Here is an 11,861-nt window from a genome sequence, read left to right as displayed (position 1 = left end):
TACAGCCAACTGATTCAAAATTTGTTGAAACATAGAATCAAATATTTAAATGATTTATTGCGCTATATTACAAAAAAACAATGATATACGCAAACTAAAAAAAATCTTCATTTTTTAAACAGTTGGTTTGCAGAATATTTACAATTAGCTCCACGCAAACGTGCGCTGCTGCATAGGCTTCTGTAGAAGCCTATGCAGCAGCGCACGTTTGCGGGTGCAAAGGTAAAATTTTTTGTTTATATTGTCAAGATGTTGTACCTTTGCACCCAGAAGTTACTGAGAAAATAGGTATAATCAAATGAAATAAGAACCATTACTAAATCGTTACCTACTCTTATTGTAATTCCTGTATCTTCTTTATTTTGAATAGATTATAAAAGTAGTTTCAATTTTCCCGCAAAAATACCACATATTTCATCAGGTAGAAAATCTTTATTCTCTTCTAAAAAATGATAAAGATACCACAAAAACTCCAAATGGGCGGTGTTTTCCAAGAGTACTTCTCGGAAATGTGGAGGCAATGTATAGCCTAATTTTGTTTCTACGGCTTTGATTTCTTCCTCTGTAGCGGGTTTTTCTATCGTAAGAGGGTCAGTCTCGCCACCAAGGTCTTCTATCTTTTCTAAAAATAGATCTAAACGCTTTTTAAAAAGCTCAAAATTGAAAGTTGATGTCATAATGATACTTATTTTATAAGATTAATTATTTGTTTTTACTTCCCAAAAGCCATTTCGCTTACCATTTTTGCGTTCGATAAGTCCCTTTTCTACCAAATTTGCTGTAATAGTCTTTACGGTGCGTTCCGATTTTCCTATATGCTCGGCAATAATCTTTTGAGTGGCGGTAGGATTTTGTTGTAAGTATTGTAATACTGCCATTTCCTCCAAAGTGCAATTCAAAGTGCAAATTTTGCCCTTTGGAATTTGCTCTTTTGCACTTTGAAGTTCATCCCCTATTAATAAATACCTATTTTTAAGCTCGTTTTTCTCACCTAAAATTAGGTTTCTAAAGAAACGTTCTATGTATTCAGTAGTTGCAGTTATCCCTTTAGCAAGGTTGTTGTAATTGGCACGGACTAAGGCATTACGAAAATACCAAGAGTGATAGGCAAAGGCTTCATTGCTCATTGCAAAGCCAAAGGTACGCAAATATTGAATCGTGAAAACCGCTGTTGTACGCGTATTTCCTTCACCAAAAGGGTGTATTTGCCAGAGCCCTGAGACAAATTTAGCTATGTGCTTGATAGCTTCCTCCACAGGCAAGCCTTGATAAGAAAAACGCTTTTCTTGCTCGAAATCATAGTCCAAAGTCTCACGCAAATGGTGTGCACTGGCGTAGAGAATCGTGTCTCCACCGAGTACCCACTCCTTTTTGGTAATATTGTAGTCGCGCAATTTGCCTGCAAACTTGTAAATACCAGTGAACAACTTGCGATGAATGCCTATATATGCCACTGGGGAAAAGCTAAAAGCCGACTCGGTAAGCAATTCGGTGATGCGTGCCGAAACTTTGTCGGCTTCCTCAGTGCGTTCTTCTCCCTGCTCGTGGCGTACTGTCTTGGACTGATAATAACTATCAATGAGGTGCTTAGCCTCCTCTATAGTAATCTCCCCCTCGATGTGTTGCTTAGCCGTTTGCACAAGATAATCCGAAGGTTTCAATCCATCTACCGCCTGCAAGCCAATAGCTGTCTGCCACGCCTCACCTTTTTCACGACGATGGGGTTCAGTTTCCCTTATATATTGCTCGAAGTCATTCATTTTGCAACATTTCTACTTCTTATTAATCCTTTACACCTATAAAAATGTCTACTTCGGAAGCATCTCCTTGTTGAGACTTCTCGGTGTAGCACTCATAGTCATATACATAAGTGCGATTGAGCGTGGAGTCGTTGTCCCAGATATGTTGCCACATTGCTCCAACTGCTTGAGGTATAGCACCCTTGGCTACAAACTTTTGAAAGGTTTGCTCAGGGAATTCCCTGCCTTCTAATCCGTCGGGAATCGTGCTGAGCGTGGTAACTTCTACTCCTATCATACAAGTGTAAGGCTCGGTATAGTCCTTTTGGTAATCGGTGTAGATGCTGTAAATGGCATCGCTTACCTTATTGGGTATTTTTGCTAAAAGTTGCTCGCTAAAAAAGCGTTGCCAAAGGTTTCCGATGTCTTGCATCGCTTGTCCGTTCTGATTGGTAGTGCGTACACTAATTCCTATGATTTTCAATTTTTTTGTATTTAAATAGTTCTTAATAAATTCTCCTCTAACTCCTTACAAACTTCCCGATACGCTCTAAAAGTTGGGGTTTGTCTTCCTTTTAATTAAAGTATCCTACTTCTCGAGTTTTATAAACACCCTTTACGATCTGCCAACAAACATCATAGCCCCCTGCTCCTGTACCATTTTGAGCCTCTATATAGATAATATCCTCTTCCTTGTCATAATAAACGGATGTTTCACTAAAGGCAGGTACATACATATCCCTATAAGCACTTTTAGGAATATTCACTTGTTTGCCATTAATGCTCACCACAAAACTCTTATATTCCGTCTCTGGCTCAGAGCCATCAGTTCCTTCAAAAGGTTTCCCATCTATTTTGTATTCGTAATGGTCGCCTTTGTTCTCTTTGGTAAAGGTATGTTTTTTCTTATCATATTTTTGAGCAGTAAGCTCTACACGAATTCCCATACCTGAAAAAGTAATAGCATTATCGCTTTCTTTTTCTTTCTTAATGGAAAGAAATGTATAAGTAGGTTTCAGTCTGCTGTTATGAATATACCCTTTATCTATGTAATGCCACTTACTTATATCTTCATCAGCATGAAATATATAAACAAGCTTATTATTAGGGAGTGTCCCCAGTATTTTACTTTTGACACTTTCCTTTTCACGAATGTTTACATAGCCATCTTTGTCCTTTACCACAAAGAATTGACCAAAAGCACATTGGGAAATTAACAAAAATAAGAATACAATTCGCTGCATAGTCTATTTTTTTGATTGTTCAGTTAAATAAAAAAATCATCAATATTTATTTCATTAGAGGTGTACTCATTCCGATATAAGTCCTTAACTACAGCTCTTAGAGTAGCATCTTTGCCTTTTAGTCGTGCTAATTCGTTTATTTTACCCCATAAATGGTAAGATATTGTATCGTCATCTTCTTCTATAAAGCTTACATCCCTAACATGTACAGGTTTTTTCAATTCAAATATTGTTTTTTGAGCTCTCGGCTGAAGAATCTCAAAGATAGGTTCGCAAAATTTACTATATTCCTTATCTGTATCACTTATAATGACATTTATTACCCAACAAGAAGTTTCATCAGGCGAAAATTCTTTGAAGTTTGTTAGAGATATTTTTGTCTTTTCCATAGTTTAATCAATATTAATCTTCCAAAAACAAAGACTCATTCTTAAATTTTTCGAATGAAATAAATCTTGTAGCCATTTTATTGTCTTTTTTAATGGTTAAACAAATAATTTTAGTGATTTTCTAGTTTATATCGCGCCATACGGACTTTATATTATATCCTACGGGGTTGATGTTGCGTTCTAAGGGATTGATGTTGGGTTTCAGCGAGTTAATATTGTATTGTTTGGTGTTGATATTGCTTAAATAAATTAAGAAATATCTCCATACTTTTTAAGATCATAAAGAGTTAGTAGTTTTCTATAAGCTGTTTCATTTGAATGATCCGTTTTTAAAAAGCTTTCTACCTCATCTAATGATATATTCCCTTTAAAAGTATTCCATATTATACAATTCATTTTATATGAAGTAGGAATATCATTATCATTAAGAATCGATTTTACTGTGGAATGTATTTTTTTATGATTTTCTTTTATTCGTTTAATACATTTTTTAATATTATCTTTTTGTTGTTTTTTCAATCTTGAGGCACAAAAAATATTTGAATTTATGGAACTAAACCCAAAAATAGGAAAATATTGAGCTTGATTTATTTGATATTTATCTATAAAACTTAAAATTTGAGAATTAGATTCTTCTATTATAGAAAAATAATTTGCTAATAACTCCTTCTCTGTTTGATAATGATATTGAATTGTCTTTGATGAACCTATTGCTAAAATTTTATCACTATTTTTTAAAGAATCTACATCCTCTGTTATACTAACTTTAATTTCTCCTCCTGCATATATTTCTTTTACTATAGTTTGCACTTTTCTTACATCTAAAGCAGAAATTGGAAGATGTAAATTAGATATAGCATTATATATAGTAATAAAATTATCTGTTTTTACTTTGTTAATTCTAATAGTTGTAGTAGAATCCTCTAAAACAATATCGTGTTCTGTAATTAATACTTCTTTATTATCTTTTTCATACTCAACTAATAAAAAGTTATTTTTTATATTTTCTGCTTCTTTTGAGTTAGGTTCTACATATGTAAAAATTGTTTTTAAAATTTTCTTGATATTATCATCGGTAATACTATACCCCATAAATATTATAGGATTATGAATAAAGAGTGAGAGTAGTTGTGCTCTTATAAGTTCATATTTATTATCGAAATTTTTATAATCACTTTCTGTAATTATTATCTTTTCAGGCTCTTTTACACATCCATGTATCTTATAAACTGAACCATAAGGATTACTTAGCAAAATTTTATTTCCTATTAACTTGTTAAACTCAAACAGATCTTCAATCAGACTATCGTAGTTTGTTGTTATGACAGAACCTATATTTTTTCTTATTTTTTTAAACTCTTTTAATTCTGTTTGAGTCTCCTCTCTATATTCTAATTCAGATAAGAGTTCACACAAATATATTTTAAAACGGCTTAATTTAATATTTCCTTTCATTTTTTCATAGAAAATATCATTTATTTTTTTGAATTTACCGTTCCTATCATTTTCTAGCTTAGAATTAAAATCATTTTCTAAAATCTCAGCTACTTTTAAATAATTACACTTATTATCATTTGAATAACACTTAGATTTTATATCTAAATAATATTCTTCACTTTCTGAAAAGTCATAAGCTATCTTTTTTAATAAATTATCCCAAGTATAAGAGTTTTTCAAATATCTTAAACTCATACCTGTACCTATAAATAAAATAGGGTGATTTTTATATTTCCCTATAAAGTCAATAATATTCATTTATTTCTTATTTTGAATGTAATTATTTTTTATATTTCAATCTTAATGAGATATAAAGAGTTAAGAATTTATGATTGTAACCATATTAATTGTAGTTCTATTTAAAAAGACTCTGGCAAAGCTCATTTTAATCACCTTTTTGTACAATGATCTTTGCCAAAGTGTTGTGATTAACCATTAATAATTAATCATTGTTTATACATTTTTTCTCTCAATTCCTGAATATTCTTGTCATCCATATACTCATCAAAGGTCATATAGCGGTCTATGATGCCACTAGGGGTAAGCTCGATGATACGATTGGCGACGGTTTGTGAAAATTCGTGATCGTGGGTGGTGAAAAGCACGGTTCCTTTGAAGTTTTTCAGCGAGTTGTTGAAGGCGGTGATACTCTCCAAATCCAAGTGGTTGGTGGGTTCGTTGAGCATGAGCACATTAGCGCGCAACATCATCATACGGCTGAGCATACAGCGCACTTTCTCGCCTCCTGAGAGTACTTTACAGTTTTTAAGGGCTTCCTCCCCACTGAAAAGCATCTTGCCCAAGAAGCCGCGTACGTATACTTCCTCGCGCTCTTCCTCTGTTTTTGCCCATTGGCGCAACCAATCCACTAAAGAAAGGTCTTGGGTGAAGAAATCGGAGTTATCCACGGGCAAGTAAGACTGCGAAGTGGTGATGCCCCAGGCAAAAGTACCCGCATCGGGTTTGAGGTTGCCGTTGAGAATCTCATAAAAAGCAGTGGTGGCACGAGAGTCCTTAGAAATCACGGCTACTTTGTCGTCTTTAGCAAGGTTGATATCCACATTTTGGAACAATACCTGTCCATCGATAGACGCAGCAAGGTTTTCCACGTGTAGGATTTGGTCACCAGCCTCGCGGTCGCGGTCGAAAATGATAGCAGGGTAACGACGAGAGGATGGTCTGATTTCCTCGATATTGAGTTTCTCCAACATCTTCTTACGAGAGGTTGCCTGCTTTGATTTAGCCACATTGGCACTAAAGCGCGCGATAAATTCCTGCAACTCTTTGGCTTTCTCTTCCGCCTTTTTGTTCTGTTGCGCACGCTGACGGGCTGCCAATTGACTACTTTCGTACCAGAAAGTATAGTTACCCGAAAAATGATTGATTTTCCCGAAGTCAATATCCGAGATATGAGTACAAACGGCATCAAGGAAGTGACGGTCGTGGGAAACGACAATCACCGTATTGTCATAGTTTGCCAAAAAATTCTCCAACCAGCCGATGGTCTCGAAGTCAAGGTCGTTGGTAGGCTCGTCCATGATCAGTACATCGGGGTTGCCAAAGAGGGCTTGTGCCAAAAGTACACGTACTTTGAGCTTTCCGTCCATTTCGGACATTAGGGTATAATGCATATCTTCCGAAATGCCTAAGTTAGAAAGCAGTGCTGCCGCATCGCTTTCGGCATTCCAGCCGTTCATCTCATCGAACTGCATTTGTAGCTCACCGATGCGTTCAGCGTGCTCATCGGAATAGTCGGCATAGAGTTCGTCCATCTCTTTTTTGATTTTGGAGAGGACTTTGTTGCCCATAATCACGGTGTCTAAAACGGTGTAGTCGTCATAAGCGTAGTGGTCTTGTTCGAGTACCGACATACGCTTACCTGGTTCGAGGATCACACGCCCCGAAGTAGGTTCTTGCTTGCCAGAAAGGATTTTAAGAAAGGTAGATTTGCCTGCCCCATTAGCACCTATGATGCCGTAGCAGTTGCCTTGTGTAAAGGTTACATTGACCTCATCGAAGAGGACGCGCTTGCCGAATTGTACGGATAAATTGGATACTGATAACATTGTTAATGATTAATGTTTAATGATAAATGATTAAATATCTACGGTAAAGATAACATTGAGTTCTTTGTCCAAAGCGTTTTTATAGAACTCTAAAAGTCCTTCGCTCCAGCCTAAAAGAAAATCAAAACAATCTTCGTCTTTAGGAAGAGTGAAATCCTCTTCAGGGATTTTATCAAAGTTATTTTTGATAATTTCTTGTAGGTTATTGATTTCTAAAAAAGCTACTATTTCCTTGATATCTTCTGGTTTTTTGAGTGAAATTACATAGTCATTGTGATCTAAGATTAGTTCCCCACCGAAAACCACATTATAAGGTACTTTGTTTTGTTCATTCCATGTACCTTCCCCGAGACAAAACTGGACTCCTTCCCACGCTTTGTTAATCTCAAAGGCTTCGGGCGTATCAAACAGTTCTTCTTCTATTTCTTCAAGCATATAGTCATACATCTGGTCTATATCTTGGGCTTTTAATTGTGCTAATACTTCATCGGTAATAGCATAAAGCATTCCTAATCGTGCCATATCGTTTATTCTAAAGTTTAAAAAATGCAAAAGTACGGAATATTTGTAAGATATGGAAATTACTTCTCTGCAGTAATTATCAGCGCCATGGATTTTTCCTTATCAAAAGAATCTTTTTTGAAGTTACCATATAAGTTGATCGCTTGAAATCCTATTTGGGAAAGCCATTGGGTGAGTTCGTCAGCAAGAATAGGTTGTAACAGCTCTTCATTCTCTATGGTATCATCCAAAATAGTTTTAAAGCGAATTTTTCCTTCCTCATTAAGGTAGTAAAACCGTTCGAACTTCACCTTATCATTGGCTATTAGCGGCAGGTTACCGAGGTAATCACCTTGTTGCTGATCAAAATACTTCTGAAAATTGACCAATTGAAGAACAAGTTTCCCCCCTTGGGTGAGTTGTCCATAAGCTTTCTGTAAAAAGAGCTGTACAGAGGTCTTACTATCCAAATGCGGTAGCGTATTACCGATACAAACAATATTGTCAAAAGCAGGAAGAGTGTCAATATTGAGCATATTGAGCTGCTTTACTATGATGCCTTTCTCGGCAGCTTTGGCAATCAGTCGTTCACTGAGGTCAATAGCCGTAACTTGGTAGCCTTCTGAGATAAGGTGAGCAGTAAGATTGCCTGTAGCAGCACCCACATCAAGTACCGTTTCGCCATGGAGTTCGCTGGCAAAGAAGGTCTTATGAGCTGGGGATAGTGGAAAGATAAAGTCATATTTTTCCGCAATTTGATTGTAAAACTGGGACATGATAATAATGGTTAATGATTAATGGTTAATGATTAATGGGATGGAGAGACTTTTTTTATAGACATTTCTATATCCAGTGATCTTCTTATCTTTTAAGTTAAAATCTATATCTTCATCTAAAGAAGGGTAGATAATAAGGCAATCTATGAGTTCATTACTACCCTCTAAACCAAGTTTTTGATAAACTCTTTCTAAGCGAGCATAACCACTCACTTGGCGGATATCGTCTATCACTCTACTATCTTCATAAACGGGTTTGTACTTGGCATCAATTACCATTTTATATTCGGGGGTATTGAGCAAGAAATCTAATTCGGTATAGTCAGCTGTAAAATGATAGGTTACCGCCTCCCTACCAAACTTCTCTTCCAATTTTTTATAGACATATAGTTCAAAAAGCTTAGGCATATCTATCCAAAAAGGAGGAATACTTACCTTGTGTTGAGTTGTTTCAGTAATATTGTACGAAAAGCGCTTGAGAATATGCTTACCTATCTCAATAGCTTGTTCATATTCTTTAAAAAATGGATTTATAGTAATATTTTTAAGTTTTCCCATATCCATTTCTTCTGAAATCAATTCAAAATAAGGGGTGCAATAAGTAATCAATTCGTTTATAGTAGCTTCATTCCCTGCAAAAAAAGTAGGGTGTGTATTCTTAAAACTGATGACAAACTGCAAAACTTTCTTCAGAAAACGATTTTCGAGATTATCCATTCCAAACTCTTGATACCTACATACGTGAGCTGTGAGTTGGTTCTTAAAAACATTTTGTTTCAGATGTTTTCCAAGCTGTATCTTCCCTTTGATATGGCTATTGAGATTCTCCTCGACTGTGTAATACGATTTTTTGAGTCCTTTGCGTGTGATACGCTTTAGGAGCTGGAGAAACTGTACTACAAGGAAAGGTGTCAGGAAATCCTTTTGCTGCTCTATCCTAATTTGCGGTTCCTTCCAATAGATTTTCACGAGGTCTCGGGTATGTTTTTCCGCTATATCCGCCGTATAGATTTCAAGCAACATTTTCAGAAAGTCAATTTCGACACGCTCCTCTCGGCAATTCATTTTGGGGGCTATATGCACATATTTTTGTTGCTTTACCAGCCATAAAACACCCACATAATAGCCTGCCTGCAAACATACCTCTCCCTCATTTGTATGCTTAATTTCAAAAGGATACACAGGCATTCCCCATTGGTCTTTCTTCAATACATATGGACAAATCTCAGGGAGTGCCTCAAAGAAAGCTAATGCTTCTCCTTCCTTTTTGATTCTATAAGGCTGATGTTCAAGAAGCGTTATTTTCATCATTGATAAGGTTATTTATAGTAGTTTCTATTCCCTCACCTATGAGGATACCATCTTTGACATATTCGAGCAAGATAGGTTTAATCTCATACTCCCAACGGATATCAATAGGAGTATTTTTAGTAATGAAATACGAATGCCCAAGCCATACATCTTCAGGTCTAAATTCAGGTGATAAGGTTTTGGCACGTTTTAATTCTATATCTGGGTTATTAATATATTCATCATAGTTATCAATAAAGAGCTTGCTGACCGCTTTAAATAGGTTTCTATCAAAATCCTTTTCTAACTCCTTAGGCAAAACATTCACAAAAGCAAACCTACGACGGATCGCATAATCTATATGCCCAACGGAGCGGTCGGCAGTGTTCATTGTACCGATAATATAAAGATTAGGAGGTAAAATAAGGTTGTTTTCTCCCTCAATAGCGTACATACTTTGTACTGCTTCACCACGATACTCTAAAGCATAGATAAGTTCGCCGAGTACGGCTGATAGGTTTGCACGGTTGATTTCGTCGATAATAAGGACAAAGGGTTCAGGTTGTTTAAACCAATTAATGAAATAGTTGGTTATAGATTCCCAATATCCCCTATCATAGTTAGTATAAAAATTTTCAAAATTATCGTCTAAATTTTCTTGTGAAAAATTAGAGAAATGAATCATTGCTTCATTGGGCATCCAATCCTCGTTTTTCTTTACCAAAAAATATAACGCAGAATGTCCATCTTTATAATTTTCTATACGATCTAACTTTACCTTATCAGAAAAGTAAACCTCTTTATTTTTTTCCTTCTTCTTTTGCAAAAAATCTCTAAAATCCTCCCAATTAATAGACTTACTTTGTCTTTTCAAACATTCTTGTAAAGATTTTTGTGCCCTATTAGCAAATTCAGCCAACACCTTATTTTCAGCAGTATAGATAATCCCATCCCCTTCTTCATTAGGCATAGCTACGATACCCCTTACAAAATCTTCATAAGAGTAGCTGGGGTGAAACTGAATAAGTTTGAATTGCTCATTGCCCTCTAAACTATCATTTTCTCCTAAACCTAATAAAGCCTTAGCAATACGTTTAGCCTCACGGGTTTTACCTGTCCCTGGAGGGCCTTGTAGAATGATTTGGGGCTTGTATTTTAAAAGTTTCGTAATGAGATCGTTCTCTTGTGTTTGTATATTTTCGTTCATAATATTTAGTAAGTATTGAGCGTATTTGATTCCTTCAATATCAGAGTCATAAGAAGTCACATCTGTAAGTGTTTTTCGAGGTAAAGTAAAATCAAGATTCCACTCCCCTTTCTTAAGCCATTCAACCTCTCGACAATGTAAGAATTCTTCTCTATTCTCATCATAATAATAATCGGAAGTTACGCAGCCATAGCCTAATAAAGTCTTTGTTCCTTTCTTAACAATGACCATATCGCCTATATTTATTTTATTTTCTCCGTTACAAAAATCATCAATAGCTGAGACATTGTTACGTTGGTCTTCTCCTCCGCCATAATTGTCTATTAGGGCTTCAAGAATAGATTTTCTATCTGTGTAATTTTCGAGGTCTTCCAATTCGTCCCATCCAATAGCCATGATACCTTCATCGTAAAACTCATCCCACATAATAGCTTGTTCACCAGGGCTGTATAGCCAATAATGTTTGGTATTTTTATTCATATTTTGATAGACTATATCTTGGGCTAATAGTAAAGGAATATCCTCTCCCTGTGGAACAAATTTGACCTTTAGTGAATTTAATTTAGGATCATTGAGAAAAGGGATTATCTGGAACAATAATGCTATATAATGCTTGTATTTTCCTTCTTTCTGTGATGTAATACCCAAATATTTACAAAGTTGGATATATAACGTACTTTTATAGAAGGTTTCTTCATTAGGATTCTGCATGGTTAGCAAAAAAGAGAGTGTACGTTCATCAAACTGATGATTAAAATTTTCTTTATCGAGCTTTTTCCTTAATTTGCCTATATTATTTTCTACAAAAGTCTTCGCTTTATCCAATTTAGTATAAAAATCATCCGCACCATACACGATAAGAAACAAACTTCTTAGCTGCTCTGGGAAATATTTCCCTAAAGCATCCAAGAAACTAAAAGAATTCTGATAGACTAAGTTTCCCCTTTTCCTGAAAGCCTCTTTGAACATCTCATAGAAATTGGAGGCCTCTATATTCCAATGCTGCTGAAAATGCTTTATTGCTTGCCATTTGTATACCTCATACTTATTGGAGGGATCTTCCAGAAGAAAGGTAACATAATGCTGAATAAGTTCTTTTATTTTTTCATCCATTGTATTTCGTTTAATGCCACAAAGATACAACTTTCCTTT

Annotated in this window: 10 protein-coding genes and 1 pseudogene; all 11 read right to left on the bottom strand. The window is 35.5% G+C overall.

Annotated features, from left to right (window positions below):
• Positions 1-386: 386 nt before the first annotated feature.
• A pseudogene (locus tag HMPREF1551_RS11575) lies at positions 387-677 on the bottom strand (SMI1/KNR4 family protein); the annotation flags it as partial.
• Positions 678-698: 21 nt separating this feature from the next.
• Positions 699-1,760 carry a Fic family protein gene (locus HMPREF1551_RS11570; protein WP_021629343.1) on the bottom strand — a complete coding sequence of 354 codons (1,062 nt, stop codon included), beginning with the start codon at positions 1,758-1,760 and terminating at the stop codon, positions 699-701.
• Between the two features lie 22 nt (positions 1,761-1,782).
• Entirely contained in the window at positions 1,783-2,223 is a 441-nt protein-coding gene (locus HMPREF1551_RS11565; protein ID WP_021629342.1) for a GyrI-like domain-containing protein, read from the bottom strand.
• Between the two features lie 91 nt (positions 2,224-2,314).
• Positions 2,315-2,983, bottom strand: coding sequence for an SH3 domain-containing protein (locus HMPREF1551_RS11560; RefSeq protein WP_021629341.1), 669 nt, complete (start codon positions 2,981-2,983; stop codon positions 2,315-2,317).
• A gap of 23 nt (positions 2,984-3,006) precedes the next feature.
• Positions 3,007-3,372 (bottom strand): hypothetical protein, encoded by a 366-nt coding sequence (locus tag HMPREF1551_RS11555; RefSeq protein ID WP_021629340.1) that lies wholly within the window; start codon positions 3,370-3,372, stop codon positions 3,007-3,009.
• Positions 3,373-3,621: 249 nt separating this feature from the next.
• Entirely contained in the window at positions 3,622-5,127 is a 1,506-nt protein-coding gene (locus HMPREF1551_RS11550; RefSeq protein ID WP_021629339.1) for an SIR2 family protein, read from the bottom strand.
• A gap of 188 nt (positions 5,128-5,315) precedes the next feature.
• Positions 5,316-6,935: an ABC-F family ATP-binding cassette domain-containing protein gene (locus HMPREF1551_RS11545; protein ID WP_021629338.1), complete on the bottom strand. Its 1,620-nt coding sequence runs from the start codon at positions 6,933-6,935 to the stop codon at positions 5,316-5,318.
• Positions 6,936-6,965: 30 nt separating this feature from the next.
• The gene (locus tag HMPREF1551_RS11540; protein ID WP_021629337.1) at positions 6,966-7,457 is read right to left on the bottom strand and encodes a YfbM family protein; all 492 of its coding nucleotides are present in this window, start codon (positions 7,455-7,457) and stop codon (positions 6,966-6,968) included.
• A 59-nt stretch (positions 7,458-7,516) separates the two neighbouring features.
• On the bottom strand, positions 7,517-8,212 hold the full coding sequence (locus tag HMPREF1551_RS11535; protein WP_021629336.1) for a class I SAM-dependent methyltransferase: 696 nt from the start codon (positions 8,210-8,212) through the stop codon (positions 7,517-7,519).
• Between the two features lie 18 nt (positions 8,213-8,230).
• The gene (locus HMPREF1551_RS11530) at positions 8,231-9,520 is read right to left on the bottom strand and encodes a 5-methylcytosine restriction system specificity protein McrC (protein WP_034544670.1); all 1,290 of its coding nucleotides are present in this window, start codon (positions 9,518-9,520) and stop codon (positions 8,231-8,233) included.
• Positions 9,501-11,822, bottom strand: coding sequence for an McrB family protein (locus HMPREF1551_RS14295; RefSeq protein WP_021629334.1), 2,322 nt, complete (start codon positions 11,820-11,822; stop codon positions 9,501-9,503). The genes HMPREF1551_RS11530 and HMPREF1551_RS14295 overlap by 20 nt, the downstream gene beginning before the upstream one ends.
• Positions 11,823-11,861 lie beyond the last annotated feature (39 nt).

The organism is Capnocytophaga sp. oral taxon 863 str. F0517 (assembly GCF_000466425.1).
Classification (GTDB): Bacteria; Bacteroidota; Bacteroidia; order Flavobacteriales; family Flavobacteriaceae; genus Capnocytophaga.
Note: the sequence above shows the minus strand (reverse complement) of the source record. Positions and strands in the feature narration are given on the sequence as shown.